Origin of the sequence: Bacillus sp. AFS029637, from assembly GCF_002584985.1 — a bacterium.
Taxonomy (GTDB): domain Bacteria; phylum Bacillota; class Bacilli; order Bacillales; family Bacillaceae_G; genus Bacillus_A.
Window position 1 is genome coordinate 181,553 of the sequence record NZ_NUPZ01000040.1, and the last position, 17,754, is coordinate 199,306.

The 17,754-nt window shown below is 37.6% G+C and carries 18 protein-coding genes; 1 reads left to right on the forward strand and 17 read right to left on the reverse strand.

Annotation, left to right across the window (positions count from 1 at the left end):
- Positions 1-15 precede the first annotated feature (15 nt).
- The 7 genes from fabG to COE49_RS21820 all read right to left on the reverse strand — a co-directional run bounded on the left by fabG (position 16) and on the right by COE49_RS21820 (position 7,788).
- Positions 16-756: a 3-oxoacyl-[acyl-carrier-protein] reductase gene (fabG, locus tag COE49_RS21790; RefSeq protein WP_088230134.1), complete on the reverse strand. Its 741-nt coding sequence runs from the start codon at positions 754-756 to the stop codon at positions 16-18.
- Positions 756-1,700: an ACP S-malonyltransferase gene (fabD, locus tag COE49_RS21795; RefSeq protein ID WP_088230135.1), complete on the reverse strand. Its 945-nt coding sequence runs from the start codon at positions 1,698-1,700 to the stop codon at positions 756-758. The genes fabG and fabD overlap by 1 nt, the downstream gene beginning before the upstream one ends.
- A gap of 14 nt (positions 1,701-1,714) precedes the next feature.
- A complete protein-coding gene (plsX, locus tag COE49_RS21800; RefSeq protein WP_046956482.1) occupies positions 1,715-2,707 on the reverse strand; it encodes a phosphate acyltransferase PlsX in 993 nt (330 codons plus the stop codon).
- Positions 2,704-3,297, reverse strand: a complete 594-nt coding sequence (gene fapR / locus COE49_RS21805; RefSeq protein WP_000747352.1) for a transcription factor FapR — start codon at positions 3,295-3,297, stop codon at positions 2,704-2,706. Before fapR ends, plsX begins: the two co-directional genes overlap by 4 nt.
- Before the next feature lie 88 nt (positions 3,298-3,385).
- Entirely contained in the window at positions 3,386-5,434 is a 2,049-nt protein-coding gene (gene recG, locus COE49_RS21810) for an ATP-dependent DNA helicase RecG (RefSeq protein WP_088230136.1), read from the reverse strand.
- A 292-nt stretch (positions 5,435-5,726) separates the two neighbouring features.
- On the reverse strand, positions 5,727-7,403 hold the full coding sequence (locus COE49_RS21815) for a DAK2 domain-containing protein (protein WP_098253118.1): 1,677 nt from the start codon (positions 7,401-7,403) through the stop codon (positions 5,727-5,729).
- 22 nt (positions 7,404-7,425) lie between these two features.
- Positions 7,426-7,788: an Asp23/Gls24 family envelope stress response protein gene (locus COE49_RS21820; RefSeq protein WP_000021109.1), complete on the reverse strand. Its 363-nt coding sequence runs from the start codon at positions 7,786-7,788 to the stop codon at positions 7,426-7,428.
- Positions 7,789-8,164: 376 nt separating this feature from the next.
- Here COE49_RS21820 and rpmB point away from each other — a divergent pair, with 376 nt between their 5' ends.
- The gene (rpmB, locus tag COE49_RS21825; RefSeq protein WP_000124776.1) at positions 8,165-8,353 is read left to right on the forward strand and encodes a 50S ribosomal protein L28; all 189 of its coding nucleotides are present in this window, start codon (positions 8,165-8,167) and stop codon (positions 8,351-8,353) included.
- Positions 8,354-8,426: 73 nt separating this feature from the next.
- Here the strand turns inward: rpmB and spoVM are convergent, their stop codons facing one another.
- The 10 genes from spoVM to def all read right to left on the reverse strand — a co-directional run bounded on the left by spoVM (position 8,427) and on the right by def (position 17,749).
- Entirely contained in the window at positions 8,427-8,507 is an 81-nt protein-coding gene (gene spoVM, locus COE49_RS21830; RefSeq protein WP_001213599.1) for a stage V sporulation protein SpoVM, read from the reverse strand.
- 66 nt (positions 8,508-8,573) lie between these two features.
- Positions 8,574-9,254: a thiamine diphosphokinase gene (locus tag COE49_RS21835; RefSeq protein ID WP_140417316.1), complete on the reverse strand. Its 681-nt coding sequence runs from the start codon at positions 9,252-9,254 to the stop codon at positions 8,574-8,576.
- Between the two features lie 98 nt (positions 9,255-9,352).
- Positions 9,353-9,997: a ribulose-phosphate 3-epimerase gene (gene rpe / locus COE49_RS21840; RefSeq protein ID WP_088230138.1), complete on the reverse strand. Its 645-nt coding sequence runs from the start codon at positions 9,995-9,997 to the stop codon at positions 9,353-9,355.
- 2 nt (positions 9,998-9,999) lie between these two features.
- A complete protein-coding gene (rsgA, locus tag COE49_RS21845; RefSeq protein WP_088230139.1) occupies positions 10,000-10,881 on the reverse strand; it encodes a ribosome small subunit-dependent GTPase A in 882 nt (293 codons plus the stop codon).
- A 270-nt stretch (positions 10,882-11,151) separates the two neighbouring features.
- Entirely contained in the window at positions 11,152-13,122 is a 1,971-nt protein-coding gene (prkC, locus tag COE49_RS21850) for a serine/threonine protein kinase PrkC (RefSeq protein ID WP_088230140.1), read from the reverse strand.
- An 8-nt stretch (positions 13,123-13,130) separates the two neighbouring features.
- Positions 13,131-13,883, reverse strand: coding sequence for a Stp1/IreP family PP2C-type Ser/Thr phosphatase (locus tag COE49_RS21855; RefSeq protein ID WP_088230141.1), 753 nt, complete (start codon positions 13,881-13,883; stop codon positions 13,131-13,133).
- 4 nt (positions 13,884-13,887) lie between these two features.
- On the reverse strand, positions 13,888-14,976 hold the full coding sequence (rlmN, locus tag COE49_RS21860; RefSeq protein WP_088230142.1) for a dual-specificity RNA methyltransferase RlmN: 1,089 nt from the start codon (positions 14,974-14,976) through the stop codon (positions 13,888-13,890).
- 4 nt (positions 14,977-14,980) lie between these two features.
- On the reverse strand, positions 14,981-16,315 hold the full coding sequence (gene rsmB, locus COE49_RS21865) for a 16S rRNA (cytosine(967)-C(5))-methyltransferase RsmB (RefSeq protein WP_088230143.1): 1,335 nt from the start codon (positions 16,313-16,315) through the stop codon (positions 14,981-14,983).
- On the reverse strand, positions 16,312-17,256 hold the full coding sequence (gene fmt / locus COE49_RS21870) for a methionyl-tRNA formyltransferase (RefSeq protein ID WP_098356862.1): 945 nt from the start codon (positions 17,254-17,256) through the stop codon (positions 16,312-16,314). The genes rsmB and fmt overlap by 4 nt, the downstream gene beginning before the upstream one ends.
- 22 nt (positions 17,257-17,278) lie before the next feature.
- Positions 17,279-17,749 (reverse strand): peptide deformylase, encoded by a 471-nt coding sequence (gene def, locus COE49_RS21875; protein ID WP_000279467.1) that lies wholly within the window; start codon positions 17,747-17,749, stop codon positions 17,279-17,281.
- Between the last annotated feature and the right edge of the window lie 5 nt (positions 17,750-17,754).

Sequence of the window (17,754 nt, forward strand, 5' to 3'; positions counted from 1 at the left end):
AAATCGATTCTTTTATTACATTACCATTCCGCCGTCAACATTTAACGTTTGACCTGTAACATATTTGCTTTGATCAGAAGCGAAAAATGTTACAGTATTTGCGATATCTTGCGCTTCACCAAACTGAGCTGCAGGAATTAATTTCAACATTTCTGCTTTTATATTTTCATCCAGTACATCCGTCATATCAGTCGCAATAAACCCAGGAGCAATTGCATTTACTGTAATATTTCGGCTCGCTAACTCTTTTGCTGATGTTTTTGTTAATCCAATTACACCTGCTTTAGCAGCAACATAGTTTGCTTGTCCTGGATTCCCTGTTACCCCAACAACAGAAGCGATATTAATAATACGTCCATGACGTTGACGCATCATATATCGAGATACTGCCTTCGTACATAAAAATACACCTTTTAAGTTTGTATTAATAACTGTATCCCATTCTTCTTCTTTCATACGCATTAATAAATTATCTTTCGTTACACCAGCATTATTCACAAGAATATCTACTTGTCCAAATGTATCTACCGTTTGTTTTACCATATTTGTAACATCATCTACATTTGCAACATCCGCTCTTACTGCAATAGCATCTGAACCTAATTTCTTTATTTCATCAACTACTTCATTTGCCTTTTGCTCATTACCAGCATAATTTACTACTACATTTGCCCCTTGTTTCGCTAAATCAATCGCAATCGCACGACCAATCCCGCGTGACGCACCGGTTACTAATGCTACTTTTCCTTTTAACATCAGTTTTCTCCTCTCAAATTTGAAATGGTATCTTTTAATGTCTCTTCATCGTATATCGCATATGCTTTCACTGATGAATCAATCGACTTCATAAGTCCAGCAAGTACTTTCCCAGGTCCAATTTCAATAAATGTATCTACCCCTTGATTCACCATGTATTCCACGGATGGATACCATAAGACAGGCGAATAAAGCTGTTCGATTAGCTTTTCTTGAATATCTGCACCACGTGTAATAACGTCCGCTGTAACATTCGCGATAACCGGAATATTCGTATCTTGAATTGTAATTTCATTTAAAACACTTTGGAATTTCTCAGCTGCAGGTTTCATAAGTGAAGAGTGGAACGGTCCACTTACTTTAAGCGGAATTGCTCTCTTCGCGCCATTTTCTTTCGCTCTTTGAGAAGCAATCTCTACACCTTGCTTCGTTCCAGAAATCACAATTTGCTTCGTGCTATTCATATTAGCGATTTGCACCGCATATCCTTCACTTGTTACTTCTTCAGTAACTCGTTTCAACATATCTGGATCAGCACCTAAAATAGCTGCCATTGCACCTTCCCCGCCTGGAACAGCCTCTTCCATATATTCCCCGCGTTTCCTTACAGCATATACAGCATCTTCAAAAGTTAATGCACCAGCTGCCACAAGAGCGCTATATTCACCTAAACTGTGTCCTGCTACAAAATCAGGTGTAATACCGTACTCTTTCAAAGCTGTCAAAATTGCATAACTTGTTGTTAATAATGCCGGCTGCGCATTTGTCGTTAATGTTAGCTTTTCCTGCGGCCCTTCAAAAATCACTTCTGAAAGTGAATCCTGTAACACCTCATCTGCTTTTTCAAAAACTTTCGCAACCTCTTTATTATTATCCGCTAACTGTCTACCCATTCCAACTGCCTGTGAACCTTGGCCCGGAAAAAGAAATGCTAGTTTTCCCATTTCAAACCCTCCTCTTATTGGAGTGGCTCTTTCTCCATTACACTTGAAATTGTAGGAATAACTTCTTTCGCTACCATTTCCCTCGTTTGACGAATCGCACTGAATATCGATTGGTCGTTAGAAGAACCATGAGCCTTAATGACAGGAGCTTTCAATCCAAATAATGCCGCCCCGCCATACTCCGAATAATCCATTTTATCTTTTAATACCATAAGTTTTGGTTTTAATACCGCTGCTGCTAATTTGCTTGTAAACGAACTCATTAACTGCTCTTTTAACATAGAGAATAATGCAAGAGCTGTTCCTTCTAGTGACTTCAGTGCTACATTACCTGTAAAACCATCGCACACTACAACATCTGCTACGCCTTGCAATAAATCTCTTGATTCAACGTTCCCAACGAAATGAATTGGGGCATCCTTAAGCATTGCAAAGACTTGTTTTGAAAGCTCGTTCCCTTTACCATCCTCTGTTCCAACGTTTAAAAGTCCAACGCGAGGATTTTTAATTCCTCTTACTTTCTCAGCGTATACAGATCCCATTACTGCATATTGATATAAATGAATTGGTTTTGCATCAACGTTCGCTCCAACATCTAACATAACAAAACCTTCTCCATCAACAGTTGGCATTGTAGGTGATAAAGCTGGTCGCTCAATTCCTTCCATACGACCGACAACAAACAATCCAGCCGCCATTAAAGCTCCTGTACTACCAGCTGATATACAAGCATCTGCTACGCCGTCTTTCACTTGCTGTGCTGCTAGTACCATTGAAGCTTGCTTTTTTCGACGAACCGCTCTTACTGGTTCATCTGTCGATTCGATTTTTTCATCTGTATGAAGAATCGTAATTCGCTCTTCACTCGTTAAGTATTGACGAATTTCCTCTTCTTTCCCTACTAATGTAATATGTAAATCAGAATATTCCTTAATAGCTTTCATTGCTCCTAGTACGACAGCCTTTGGAGCATGATCGCCGCCCATTGCATCTATTGCGATTTTCATAAGTTGTTACCTTCCTCACTATAATTACTAGATCGATACATTTCAAAAGTGCCTGTAAAAACAAGTTCTTCTCCAACAAAGCTGCGCACTTTGACAACCGTCCGTCCTTTATCATTCTCTACATCTTCAACGCGCGCTTTTGCAACAACACGCTCTCCTAATTTTACAGGACGAATGTATCGAATGGTAGACTTTGCAGTTAAAGCTAATTCTTCATCAATAACCGCAACAGCTAGTGAGTTTGCTTGTGCAAACAAATGATGCCCACGGGCAATTTGATTTCTTTTAAATACATGTTCTACCTTAACTTCAAAGATAGAAATTGCATGTCTATCTAATTCTATATCGATAATTTCGCCGACAACCTCTTCTAACGGTAAAGATTTCACATCTTCTTCATGTTGTTTTGTAGCTACATGTTTAATTCTCTCTCTTAATTCAGGAATAGATAATTCCATTCGATCCAGACGAACCGTTTGTATGCTCACCTGAAATTTTTCAGCTAAATCTTCATCCGTTATAAAAGGATTCGTTTCTATTGTTTGTTGTAATAATTCTTGTCTTTCTTTTTTACTTCTTCTTTTTTTCATACCGCACCATCCATTTTTATGACTAGGTACTAACAGTAGTATATAATCATTAAAAGTAGAATGCAACAAAAATTTTCGTTGACTCCCTTTAATCGAGCTTCTCTCCCTGGAACACACCTGTCCCATCAAGATACGTACGCAGGGCAGCATACTGATCGTTGTGCCAAAACGCTTCTGAATCTACTAGTATCGCCGCATCTTGTCTTGCTGTTTCTAACGCCCGATAATCATGTACCATATCAGCAACCTTAAATTCTGGTAAACCACTTTGCTTACTCCCGAAGAAATCCCCAGGACCTCGTAATTCTAAATCTTTTTCTGACAATACAAATCCATCATTTGTTTCAGTCATAATGCGCATTCTTTCTTTTCCAGTTTCCGATTTTGGATCTGCGATTAATAAACAATAAGATTGTTCACTACCACGTCCAACACGCCCCCTCAGCTGATGGAGCTGCGACAAACCGAAACGCTCAGCATCATAAATGACCATAACAGTCGCATTCGGTACGTTCACACCTACTTCAACAACTGTTGTTGATACAAGAATTTGCACTTTATTTTCACTAAATTGCCCCATTATCTCTTCTTTTTCCTGAGATGATAATCTTCCATGCATTAACCCAACTTGGCATTTTCCTTGATAATGATGAGTTAGCATACTATGTAAGTCGATAGCATTTTGAACATCAAGTTTCTCAGACTCTTCAATAAGAGGACAAATAACATATGCTTGTCTTCCCTTTTTTATCTCTTTCTCTACAAAACCGAGAACTCGATCTAACATATCATGTTTTGCCCAGTATGTTTCAATTACCTTTCTACCCGCTGGCATCTCATCGATTATAGATACATCCATCTCTCCAAATGCAGTTATTGCTAACGTACGCGGAATTGGGGTTGCTGTCATAAATAATACATCTGGACTTTCACCTTTCTCCCGTAAAACCCGGCGCTGCGCTACACCAAATCGATGTTGTTCATCAGTAATAACGAGACCTAACCTATGAAATATTACTTCATCTTGAATTAAAGCGTGTGTTCCAACAAGGATATCTATTTCCCCTTGTTCTAATTTCGCCAAAATCTCTCGACGTCTCACACCTTTAACAGAACTCGTTAACAATTCAACCTTCATACCAAAATGAGAAAACGTCTCCGCGAGCGATTGATAATGTTGTTCTGCTAAAATTTCTGTTGGAACCATTAAAGCACCTTGATAATGTGCTAGTTTCGCTGCATAAAGACCAATTGCAGCAACGACCGTTTTCCCTGAACCTACGTCACCTTGCAGCAAACGATTCATCCGATAAGGAGATGTCATATCTTTCATAATTTCATCTACAACTCGGCGCTGCGCACCAGTTAACGGAAACGGAAGTGTGTCGATAAACTCTTGTAATTCTGCGGAAGGAATTTCTTTCTTTGTTCCTTTTGAATTTTCCCTCTCCATTTTCCGTAACGTTTGCATTTTCAGTTGAAATAAGAAAAACTCTTCATATACAAAACGGCGGCGCGCTTGTTTTAAATCTTCCTGCCCTACTGGAAAGTGCAGGGCCCTTAGCGCTTCATAGCGTGGTAATAATTTATATCGGCTTAGCAAACCGTCAGGTAACACTTCGACTATACAGTCTCCATACTCCTTTAACGCTTGGGCGATAAAACGACGCATCTGTTTCACTGTAAGTTTCCCTTTTACTGAGTATACAGGCTCTACTTCTTGTTGACGTACTACCGGTCCAAAATGAAGCTCTGATACCGCAATCGTTTGACGATGCTGATCCCATTTACCAGTAATCGTTACTGTCTCATCTAGCTGTAACTTTTGCTTATAGTACGGTCTATTAAAACACACAGCAGTAATTAAATAACGACCGACAAGGACACGAACTGTAAGGCGTGACTTCTTTTTCCCGTAATATTGCAGTAAAGGAGCACTATGAACTTTCCCCTCGACTGTTACACGCTCATCATGCTTTACTTCAGCAAGATCTTTCATCGCATAGTCTTCATAACGGTACGGAAAATGTTCTAATAGATGAGAAACTGTATAAATTCCCATCTCATGTAGTAATTCAGATGTTTCTCCTCCGATTCCCTTTACATCTGTAACAGGAACTTGTACAACTTCATTCAAGATTCTCACACTCCGTCACATTATTTTGTTTGTTGCACTCTACCTGCGTATTCATTAACATCTGTAATCGCTCTCTTTCACCCTATATATTCTATCATAGGCATTCTAAGAGAAACTACTCAAACCCCTTAATAAACAACACGAAAGAAAAGAGCCTCACTATTAGCAGCAAGGCTCTTTTTCATCTTCAATATGCTAGCCTTTTGAATAGAAACTAGTAATAAACTTCATATTACTACTTCGTATTCATTAGCAAGTAAAGAATCCATTTATTTTCAAAACGAATCTTTTCTTATTCTACAGAGAAGATGAAAGAGTACACTGGTTGGTTTCCAGCATGTACTTCTACTTCTGCATCTTCAAAATTCTCTTCTACAAATTCAACTAACTCAGCTACTTCTTCGTCAGTTGCATCTTCACCTTGTAGAATCGTTACGATTTCAGAATCTTCATCAATAAGTGCTTCTAGTAATTGCTTCGCAGCTCCTACTTTTTCAGCATTTGTCGATACAATTTTCCCATCTGCAATGCACATGAAATCATCTTTTTGAATTGCTACACCGTCAATTTCTGTATCGCGAACAGCATACGTAATTTGACCTGTTTTCACATGAGATAAAGCTTCTTTCATGTTTTCTTCATTCTCTTCTAACGTTCCAACCGGATTAAATGCCAACATTGCAGCCATACCTTGAGGAACTGTTTTCGAACGAACTACAATCACTTCTTGATCCACAACTGACGCTGCTTGTTCTGCTGCCATCACGATATTCCCGTTGTTCGGTAAAATAATGATTTTTTCAGCGTTCGCTTCTTCAATCGCCTTCACGATATCCTCCGTACTTGGATTCATCGTTTGGCCACCTTCGATAACTTTCGTCGCGCCAATGCTTTCAAATAAAGTTTTAATACCAGATCCCATAGCTACAGTTACGATACCATATGGTTGCTTTTCTTTCGATTGAACTGGTTGCTCAGGCATCATAGTAGGTTCATCTAATAAAGCAGTATGCTGTTCACGCATATTCTCTACTTTAATCTTGATTAAACTACCGTAACGTTGCCCGTAGTTCATAGCGTCTCCTGGATGCTCTGCATGAATATGAACTTTTACAATTTCATCATCAGATACAACAAGCAGGGAATCACCATACACACTAATATCTTCACGGAATTTTTGCTCAGAGAAATTATGTTCTTTCACTTTTTCAGCCTCTAATTTCACCATGAACTCCGTACAATATCCATACTTAATATCTTCTGTACTCAATTGGCTTTGTACACTACGGTGATGTTCTGCGCGTACCATTTCATTCATAGATGGTTGCGCCGGCGCATCAGAAGAAATTGTTTCTCCTTTTAAGTCAGCTAAAAATCCTTCGTATACAACAACAAGACCTTTACCACCGCTATCTACAACGCCAACTTGTTTTAATACAGGTAATAAATCTGGCGTACGATTTAACGATGCATTCGCTTCTTTCACAACGTCTTCCATAAACAAAACAAAGTCGCGCTGTTTTTTCGCAACTGTTACTGCATATTTACCCGTCTCTCTTGCAACCGTTAAAATCGTTCCTTCAATCGGTTTCATAACCGCTTTGTAAGCTGCCTCTACTCCAGCTTCTAAAGCTGCAGCAAAATCAACCGTTGTTAATTCTTCTTTTTGTTCAATGGATTTTGAAAAACCACGGAACAACTGAGATAAAATAACTCCAGAGTTACCACGAGCTCCCATTAATAATCCTTTGGCTAAACTTACGCCGACTTTACCAGCATGCTGTGAAGGATTTGCTTTTACTTCACGTGCGCCTGAAGTCATAGATAAGTTCATGTTTGTACCGGTATCGCCATCTGGAACTGGAAATACGTTTAATGCATCAACAAGCTGAACATTATTTGTTAAATTATTCGCTCCTTGCATGATCATTTGTGACAAACGTTTTCCATCAATTTTTTGAATTGACACAGATTTTCCTCCTTAATGCACATTACAAGTTTATTACTTTAACTCCTTGTACGTAGATGTTTACAGAATCTACTGCTAGTCCTACAGTTTGGTCTAATGTATATTTCACTTTCGTCTGCACGTTATGTGCTACTTCTGAAATTTTCGTACCATAGCTCACAATAATATACATATCAATATGTACTTCATCTTCATCTTTACGAACAATAACACCTCTAGTGAAATTTTCTTTTCGTAAAATGTCTGTTAATCCATCTTTTAACTGATTTTTTGATGCCATACCTACGATACCGTAGCAATCTACCGCGGCACCTCCAGCAATCGTTGCAATTACATCTGTACTAATATCAATTTGACCGTACTTCGTTTTAATTTCAATTGACATCTCGTTTCCCCCTTCATAAATGGTGAAAGTGAGCTAGACTACTTTAGTTACTATCATATAATCTTTTTAAAGAAAATTCCATCGTTCTTTCTTTTCACTCTCATATTTTATGTTTTAAATTAAACTTTATTATGATGAGCAAAATAGTCCATTGTTATTATACAACATGTACCACTATAATATGTCAAGCAATTTTTCTTGATTTGAACTTTTCTTCATTGACATATAGTGTCAAGTAATTTTTCTTGATTTCTTTTTTCTACAGTGTTGCATTCTCTTTTTAGTTGTGTTAAATTATAGTAGTGTTTTTAGCATCGCAAAAAAGACTAACATTGAAAAATTACGTATGGTAAGGTATCAAGGGAGGGAAATATAAATGGCTCGTGTTTGTGCTATCACTGGAAGAAAAGCTCGTTCTGGTAACTCTCGTTCTCACGCAATGAACGCTACAAAACGTAAATGGGGCGCTAACCTTCAAAAAGTTCGCGTACGCATCGACGGAAAAGTTCAACGTGTTTACGTTTCTGCTAGAGCATTAAAATCTGGCAAAATCGAACGTGTTTAATAATAAAAAAAAGAGCCGCTAGGCTCTTTTTTTACTATACCAATGGAAAAAGCACCGGTAATAGGTGCTTTTTTTAATCTTTTTTGAAGGTATTTAACATTGCACGAACAATTCCACCAAGAAATTTAGGTAACTTAATTGTATAAAATCTCATGGTTTCCCTCCTAATCCCCATTACTCCACTTGTTCACTATATGATGTAAGGAGCAAAATTGTTTCTTCAATCAGTGCTTCTTATCACCATTAATATGCCAGAAGTGAATGAAAAAGTACCTTTTTCCTCAACGAGTTCATTACTAATACAAAGCGTTGATCCCCACTCTATTGTTTTATCTGTAAGAGGGTACTTAAAACCATGCAATGTAATCCCTTCCACTATTTCAGTAACAGGCACAAAAGATATATAAGGGAAATTTTTATTTTCTTCAATTATATGTGTACCCACTCTTTTAACAGTTATTTCATTTTTATTGTCTACAATACACATTTCTATTTCTACTTCTAAACCTTTTAAGAGCATTTGTATATTGGCTAAACCGTGATCAAGTCTTCCACCAGTAGCACCAAAAATACGAATGAGTGCCGGATTCTGCTCTAACGCCCAGTTAATCGCTATTTCTAAATCCGTTTGATCTTTTTCTCGCGGCACAATATGTAATTCATTCGTTTGCTGCCCCATCCATACTAATTCCTCTTCCGTAACTGAATCATAATCTCCAAACGCAACGGCTGGAGTAATTCCTCTTTTTAATAAACGGTACACTCCTCTATCAACCGCTGCCCACACTACTTGCTCACTTTCATATCGAGAAAAATCTGCGCAATATTCTGCAGGACCTCCCGCTAAAATATGAATAATCATGTTTCCTTTCCCTTCTATTGTAAAAAGGCAATCTGCCATTCGGTAGATTGCCTTTTTACGTATTTTTCTCTATCCTGTGTAAATAGTGAACACTTACTGAACTAAACGTTTCACTAGGATAAAGATTCGTTCATTCATTATCCACGAATGACACGAATTGCTTCACCGCGGTCTTTTTGATTGTATACTGCTGATCCTGCTACAAGAACATTCGCTCCTGCTTCAACACAAAGTCTTGCTGTTTCAGCGTTGACACCACCATCAACTTCAATTTCCACTTCTAGATTTCGCTCATTAACCATTTCTGCAACTTGTTTAATCTTCGGTAATACAGAATGGATAAACTTTTGTCCACCAAACCCAGGGTTTACTGTCATAAGTAATACCATATCTATATCTTCTAACACATGCTCAATCGTTGAAACTGGCGTATGCGGATTTAATACAACTCCCGCTTTAATGCCATGAGATTTAATTAACTGAATTGTACGATGTAAATGAGGGCACGCCTCTACATGAACAGTAATAATATCCGCTCCCGCTTTTGCGAAAGTAGGGATATAGTTATCTGGATTTTCAATCATTAAATGTACATCTAACGGTAATGATGTAATTGGTCGGATCGCTTCTACAATTAACGGTCCAATTGTAATATTTGGTACGAAATGTCCATCCATTACATCGACGTGAATATAATCAGCTCCACCCTTCTCTACATCTTTAATCTCTTCCCCTAATTTGGAAAAATCTGCTGATAAAATCGATGGCGCAATTTTAATCATGACTAATACCTCGGCTTTCTCTCTCTAATTTCTTCTACGAATTGTTTGTAATTCTTATAACGATATTCTGTAATCTTCCCCTCTTCAACCGCAGCCTTCACAGCACATTTCGGTTCAGAAAGATGTGTACACCCTCTAAATTTACAGTATTGACTCGCTTCTTTCAACTCCGGAAAACAATATGTAAGATCTTCTACCTCTATATCTATGAAATCGAGTGAACTAAAACCAGGTGTATCTGCAACTAGTCCGCTTCCAATCGCAATTAATTCTACATGTCTTGTCGTATGTTTCCCGCGTCCTAAATGTGAGGAAATATCATTCGTTTTCAGTTCTAATTCTGGACGTAAAACGTTAAGCATAGAAGATTTTCCAACACCAGATTGTCCCGCAACGACGGAAACACAACCTTCTAAGAATGGTTTTAAAATATCAATACTTTCCGATGTATTTATAGAAGTAAATAATACATCATATCCCATCTCACGATAGTCATTTGCATAAGATTCAACAGTCTCTCTCATTTTTTCATCCACTAAATCCATCTTACTAATGCAAATAATCGGCTTAATGTTATGATATTCAATCAGCACTAAAAATCGATCTAACAGTCCCGGATTAAAATCTGGTTCTACTGCAGAAAAAACGAGAATTGCTTGATCAACATTAGCAATAGGGGGCCTAACAAGTTCATTTTTCCGATCAAATACTTCAAGCACATAGCCTTCTGTTGGGTTATCTGCTTGAAAGACGACTTGGTCTCCTACAAGTGGCGTAATTTTATTTTTTCTAAATACACCACGCCCGCGACATTGTGTAATCCCTTCTTCATGCTGCACATAATAAAACCCACTTAGAGCTTTTATAATTTTTCCTTCTGGCATATAATTCTCCTTTATTTTGTATAAAGTGAAGCTGTCATTAATATTGAATGGACTAGAGTTCTTTAAATAATCATTTCAAAACCCATCAAATCTACACCAAGGTTACTATATTTAATCTACCATCAAATTCGAGATATTATTTATAACAGTATCACCTTTATAACTTTTTGAATCATATATTTTTGCCTGCTATACCATCCACTTTGTAGATAGCATAACAGGCAAGAGTAGTACCTCATATTTCTTTATAGAAAGCGATAGCGTTCACTATTATTGAGTTGGATATGGTACGTCATTGTCAATAATCGTAACTCCATCTCTTACGATTTTATAGTGTCCCTTTGTACCTTCTTGGATGATAAATTCTAAAGAAATTGTTGCCGACTCTGTAATCGTTCTAGTTTCAATTGGTCGATCCATTTTTTGTTGCATATCTTCTTTATAAATTTCTATTGTTTGCGGTTTCTTTTCACCTAGTATAGGAGACTCATAAGGGATAGAAATATTATCGACTTTCACTGTTTTCGTTACTTTCGGCTTAGGCCCCTCTGAAATGATAATCGTCACTTTATCTCCTTCTTTTAACGGTGTTCCCGGTTTTGGAAATTGTGAAATTACAAGCCCTTTATCGACAGTATCTGAATACTCTCGTTTTATATCTGGGGTTAGTTTTCGCTCATTCAAATAACCATTTACGCTATTTTCAGTCCATCCTGAAAAATCACCTGGTCTAATTTGATAAGGACCTTTACTCACCCAAATTTTCAGTTCTTGCTCTGCCTCTACTACCATTTGGTCAGGCGTCGGGATTTGCTCTACGATTTCACCTTTTGGTCGATCATTTTCAATATAATTTATTGTAACTTTTTTATATTTTTCTTCTAACTCAGCCCTTATACTCTCAAAATCTTTTCCTGTGAAATCACTCATCTTACTTTTCTTTTTTCCACCTGATTGATAGATAGTAATTTTAGAGCTTTCTTTCACAACTCTGCCTGCTACAGGGTCTGTTTTTATCACATCACCTGCTTCAACATCATCTGTATATACAATATTGGGTTCCGTCACTTCAAAACCTTTTTCAACTAATGTATTTACAGCTGTCGTATACTTCATACCAGCCACATCAGGGACTTTTACATCTTTCGGAATAAAGAATCCCGGAATAACAGTAAGCGCCAATGTTATTCCAATTGCTAAAAGTAAAAATGTTGTAATTAAACCTTTGAGCCATTTGCTACTTCGTCTTTTCTTCTTGCTTAATTCAGCTTCTTCTCTTACTTGTTCGTCCACTTTACTCCCTTTTAAAACAATTGTTTCATCAGTTACATTTTCAAATAACTGTTCTTGTTGAATAATTGGAATCGCTTTTGTCGCTTCCATATCTTCTGGTATGTAAAATGGTTGCTCATTTATCCTCTCTGGATATAGCGCCGTTTCAATATCCCGTTTCATCGCATTGGCAGATTGATATCGATGGAACGGATCTTTCGCAGTCGCCTTTAATATAATATTCTCAACACTTTGCGGAATATTTTCATTCCATCTTTTGGGAGACGGAATTTCATTTTGTAAATGTTTTAAAGCTATAGCCACAGCAGATTCACCAGAAAACGGTTGTCTTCCTGTTAGCAATTCAAACATAACAATACCAAGAGAATAAATATCTGATTGTTTATTCGCTATCCCACCGCGTGCCTGTTCTGGTGATAAGTAATGCACCGAACCGAGTACCGAATTTGTATGTGTAATTGTTGTTGCACTTGTAGCTGTCGCAATTCCAAAATCTGTTACTTTCACTACTCCATCAGCTCGAATTAAAATATTGTGCGGCTTTATATCTCGATGCACAATCTCAAAATGATGGGCGTGTGCCATGGCGGACGTTAACTGCTCCATTATATCAAGAGCTTCTCCTATCGGTAACATCCCTCGATCAATTATGTATTGCTTCAATGTTCGTCCGGGTACATATTCCATTACAAGATAATATATACCATCCTCTTCTCCAACATCATACATATTCACAATATTTGGATGCGACAACGTTGTAACAGATTGCGCTTCTCGATGGAAACGTTTAATAAACTCTTCATTATTTGAATAATCGAGTCTTAATATTTTTACCGCTACATCTCGGCCGAGTATGTCATCATGAGCTAAATATACATTGGCCATTCCTCCGCCACCAATCATTTTTAGCAGCTTATAACGGTCATTTAAGCGTTTTCCAATCAGCACGTTGCACTTCACCTACTTTCGTTTGTCGAATCCACATAATCAATAAGAACAAGGGTGATGTTATCTTCCCCGCCACGATCATTTGCCAATTGAATGAGACGTTGTCCCTTACTTTCAATCTGTTCATTTAACTGTAAAATTTGTTTCATATCAGCAATAGAAACTTTATTAGATAATCCATCAGAGCAAAGAAGTAACTGATCATCTTCTTCTAGCACCAATGTTTTAACATCTAATCCGACTTTCTCTTCTGTCCCTAATGCCCGTAACAAAACATTCTTTTTCGGGTGATATTCTGCATCTTCCTTTGAAATTTCACCATGTTTCACAAGTTCGTTTACAAGGGAATGATCTTCCGTTACAAGCGCCATTTCACCCTCTGATACCATATAGCAGCGACTATCTCCTATATGACCTATTGTCACAAAGGTTGGTGTACAAATTGCTATTATAAGTGTTGTTCCCATGCCATTACATTCTACATGTTGCTTAGAGTATTCATGTATACGTTCATTAATAATTCCAACACTTGTATGTAACCACTCTTCTACTTTTTTCGGCTTATTCATATTATGCGTTTGCTTCCAATAATCATGGAATAATTGAATAGCCATCGAGCTAGCTACATCACCAGCTCGATGCCCCCCCATTCCATCTGCTACTACCGCTAAAATATTTCCATCTAAATTGTGAAAAACTCCTGCACTATCTTCATTATGTTGACGAACTTTTCCTTTATCTGATAGAAACACGGCTTTCATCTCGTCACCTCGTCTCTTCTTTACGCTCCTTCGCACGCAACTGACCGCAGGCAGCATCAATATCATGACCTTGTTCACGGCGAATCGTTACATTCACTCCACGATCTTTTAGCGTCTTTTCAAATAAGAAAATTTGCTCACGTGGTGTTCGTACATAATCGCGTTCAGGTACGTAGTTTACCGGAATTAAGTTCACATGACATTTTACACCTTTTAAGAGCGCAGCAAGTTCTTCAGCGTGCTCAACTTGGTCGTTTTCTCCTCCAAATAATCCATATTCAAATGTAATACGACGCCCTGTTCTATTTACATAGTATTTAATAGCTTCCATTAAATCAGGTAGCTTATAAGCACGGTTAATCGGCATTAATTTTGAACGTAATTCTGAATTTGGAGCATGCAATGAAATCGCAAAATTAATTTGTAAATCTTCTTCAGCAAACTTATAAATTTTCGGGATAATTCCACTCGTCGAAACTGTCATATGTCTCGCACCGATATGAAGACCTTTTTCATGGTTAGTGATGCGTAAAAAGCTCATTAAATTATCGTAGTTATCAAATGGTTCTCCAATTCCCATAACAACAAGAGAACTTACACGTTCTGATGTTTCATCAAGCGCACGTTGCACCTCTACTACTTGCGCTACGATTTCTCCAGCTTCTAAGTTTCGTTTTAACCCACCAAGTGTAGAAGCACAGAACGTACATCCAATACGACAACCAACTTGCGTTGTTACGCAAATGGAATTTCCATATTCATGTCGCATTAGTACCGTTTCAATAGAATATCCATCATATAACTGGAATAAGAATTTAATTGTCCCATCCGAAGACGTTTGTTTTACTAACGTGTTTAATGTAGTAATATCAAAGGAATTCGACAATTTATCACGCAATCCTTTAGAAAGGTTTGACATATCCTCATAATTTTTTACACGTTTTTTATATAACCAGTCAAAAATTTGTCCAGCACGGAACTTTGGTTCACCTTGTTCCTTTAACCAATCTTGCATTTCATGAATTTGTAATGAGTAAATTGATGGTTTTTTCGTTTCTACATTTTTCTTTTGTTTTCTTACAGTCGTTTCCATGATGCTACACCTTCTTCCTTAAACAAGCAATATAAAAGCCATCTGTTGCAAAATAATGCGGTAAAATTTGTACTTGACCTTCATCAATATACGGACTTAACTTTTCTGGCATACGCTCTTTTATCGTAGTATCCCACTCAAATTCAGGATTCTCTTGTAAAAATCGCGCTATTACTTGTTCATTTTCTATTTTTTCAATTGTACACGTACTATAAACAAGGCGACCACCTTGTTTTAATAACGGTGCTATTTTTTCTAGTATGGCAAGTTGAATCGTCGATAATCTTTCACTATCGCCTTTATCTTTACCTAACTTAATATCAGGTTTACGTCTAATTACACCAAATCCAGAACATGGTGCATCTACTAATATTTTATCAAACGTTTCATTTGCAAAATGCTCTTGCACTTTTCTAGCATCTAATGCCTTTGTTTCTACATTCTCTAAACCAAGGCGATCTGCTTGTTGTTTAATTAAACGCACTTTGTGTGCATGTAAATCAAGAGACATGACCTTACCAGTTCCTTTTAGTCGCTCTGCGATATGCGTTGTTTTTCCGCCCGGAGCAGCACAACTATCTAGAACTACATCTCCCTCATTCGGTTCTAAAGCACGTGCTACAAGCATAGAGCTTTCATCTTGAATAGAAAGAAAACCTTTTTTGAACGCATCTGTGTGCGCTACATTCCCTCTTTCAATTTGAATTGCATCATCTGACAAATCACCACGTTTTGCTTCTATACCTTCACTTGCCAATAACTCAATTGCTTCTGCTACTGTTATTTTATCAACATTTACACGCGCTGTTGGTACAGGTGGTAACATGTTTACTTCACACATTTTCTCTGCAGTTTCTAAACCATATTCTGAAGTCCACTCTTGTACAAGCCAAACTGGATGACTTGTTGCAATTGCAAGACGTTCTACTGGATCCTTGATTTCATCTACAGAAGGTACACCTTCCCTTTGAATCGAACGTAATACACCGTTCACCATACCAGCAATTCCTTTATGCCCACGGCGCTTTGCAATCTCAACCGCTTCATGAATAGCCGCTCTTTCTGGCACTCGGTCTAAATAAATCATTTGATATAAAGATAAGCGAAGCAATACTCTTACCCAAGCCTCAACCTTCTTTTTTAAAAAAGGTTGTAAATAATAATCTAATGTGTCACGACGTTGAATCGTTCCATATACAATTTCAGTTAACAAACCAATATCTTTTCTATCAATTGTACTTTTTTCAATTATATTATTTAAAAGTAAGTTACTGTATGCACCACTTTTTTCTACTTGAATTAAACCATCAAGAGCTAACTCACGAACATTTTGTCTCATTCATTTTCTCCTAACTTCGTTCCAATTTCAGGTTTTGTACCACGTAAAAATTGCGAACAACTCATACGCTTTTTACCAGAAGGTTGCAACTCAGTAATTTTAACACCCGTTTCATTACTAGTTGCTACAACAAAACCGTCTTCTTCGATCGCAACAATCGTACCTGCTTCAGCAGCTTCGACTACGGGTACTTTTTCTCCCCACCATACTTTAACAACTTGTCCCGCTAAAGTCGTATAAGCAACTGGCCACGGATTCAATCCGCGAATGTGATTGTATACTTCCTCACCTGTTTTTGTCCAATCGATTTTTTCTTGCTCACGTTTTATATTATATGCAAATGTTACTTCTTCTTCGTTTTGTTTAATTGGCTCTAACTTACCTTGAATTAATAACGGTACTGTTTTAGATAGAAGGTGTGCCCCAGCTTCACTTAACTTATCAAATAATGAGCCTGTCGTTTCACGCTCGTCAATTTCCACTTCCACTTGCGTTAAGATATCACCAGCATCCAATTTTTCTACCATGTACATAATTGTAATACCTGTTTTTTCCTTACCTTCCATAATTGCATAATGAATTGGTGCACCACCACGAAGTTCTGGAAGTAAAGAGGCATGGACGTTAATACATCCATACTTTGGTGACTCTAAAATTTCATTTGGTACAATTTGACCGAACGCAGCTGTTACAATTAAATCGGGCTCTAGCGCCAATACTTTTTCATATTCGTCTTTTTCACGAATTCTTAACGGTTGTAACACCGGGATACCATGTTTTTCTGCTTCAACTTTAACAGGTGTAGGTGTTAATACCTTTTTTCTGCCTACCGGACGATCGGGTTGTGTCACAACACCTACTACATCATAACCATCTTCGATAAGACGACGAAGCACCGGCACTGAAAAGTCCGGTGTTCCCATAAATACAACTTTTATCATTCAAAAACCGCTCCTTTAATGCCTATTCTAATTCGTTTTCTTCGTAATATCTCGTCACTTTAGATGTAAATAATACACCGTGTAAATGATCGATTTCATGCTGAATGGCACGCGCTAAAAAACCTTCCGCCTCTAATAAAAATACTTTACCACGACGATTTTGCGCTCTTACTTTAATATAATCGGCACGCTCCACTTCACCATAAAGTCCCGGGAAGCTTAAACAGCCTTCGGGACCTACTTGTTCACCACGTTTTTCTAGGATGGCTGGATTGATTAACTCGATTTTTCCCGTATCATCGCCAATATCAACTACGGCTACTTGTAAGCTTACACCTACTTGAGGCGCAGCTAAACCAACTCCATCCGCAATTAACATTGTTTCATGCATATCTTTTAACAATTTCACCAACTTTTTATCAAAGTTAATTACTCGTTCACATGGTGTTTCTAACACTTCATTTGGATGCTTTACTATTTCTAAAACTGCCATATTTC

Excerpts from the sequence above, each read along its gene's own strand:
- fmt (WP_098356862.1), bottom strand. The coding sequence starts at position 17,256 with ATGATAAAAGTTGTATTTATGGGAACACCGGACTTTTCAGTGCCGGTG.
- COE49_RS21835 (WP_140417316.1), bottom strand. The coding sequence starts at position 9,254 with ATGGCAGATTGCCTTTTTACAATAGAAGGGAAAGGAAACATGATTATT.
- spoVM (WP_001213599.1), bottom strand. The coding sequence starts at position 8,507 with ATGAGATTTTATACAATTAAGTTACCTAAATTTCTTGGTGGAATTGTT.
- rlmN (WP_088230142.1), bottom strand. The coding sequence starts at position 14,976 with ATGGAAACGACTGTAAGAAAACAAAAGAAAAATGTAGAAACGAAAAAA.
- COE49_RS21855 (WP_088230141.1), bottom strand. The coding sequence starts at position 13,883 with ATGAAAGCCGTGTTTCTATCAGATAAAGGAAAAGTTCGTCAACATAAT.
- rpmB (WP_000124776.1), top strand. The coding sequence starts at position 8,165 with ATGGCTCGTGTTTGTGCTATCACTGGAAGAAAAGCTCGTTCTGGTAAC.
- rpe (WP_088230138.1), bottom strand. The coding sequence starts at position 9,997 with ATGATTAAAATTGCGCCATCGATTTTATCAGCAGATTTTTCCAAATTA.
- rsgA (WP_088230139.1), bottom strand. The coding sequence starts at position 10,881 with ATGCCAGAAGGAAAAATTATAAAAGCTCTAAGTGGGTTTTATTATGTG.
- fapR (WP_000747352.1), bottom strand. The coding sequence starts at position 3,297 with ATGAAAAAAAGAAGAAGTAAAAAAGAAAGACAAGAATTATTACAACAA.
- fabD (WP_088230135.1), bottom strand. The coding sequence starts at position 1,700 with ATGGGAAAACTAGCATTTCTTTTTCCGGGCCAAGGTTCACAGGCAGTT.
- COE49_RS21820 (WP_000021109.1), bottom strand. The coding sequence starts at position 7,788 with ATGTCAATTGAAATTAAAACGAAGTACGGTCAAATTGATATTAGTACA.
- rsmB (WP_088230143.1), bottom strand. The coding sequence starts at position 16,315 with ATGAGACAAAATGTTCGTGAGTTAGCTCTTGATGGTTTAATTCAAGTA.
- def (WP_000279467.1), bottom strand. The coding sequence starts at position 17,749 with ATGGCAGTTTTAGAAATAGTAAAGCATCCAAATGAAGTGTTAGAAACA.
- fabG (WP_088230134.1), bottom strand. The coding sequence starts at position 756 with ATGTTAAAAGGAAAAGTAGCATTAGTAACCGGTGCGTCACGCGGGATT.
- plsX (WP_046956482.1), bottom strand. The coding sequence starts at position 2,707 with ATGAAAATCGCAATAGATGCAATGGGCGGCGATCATGCTCCAAAGGCT.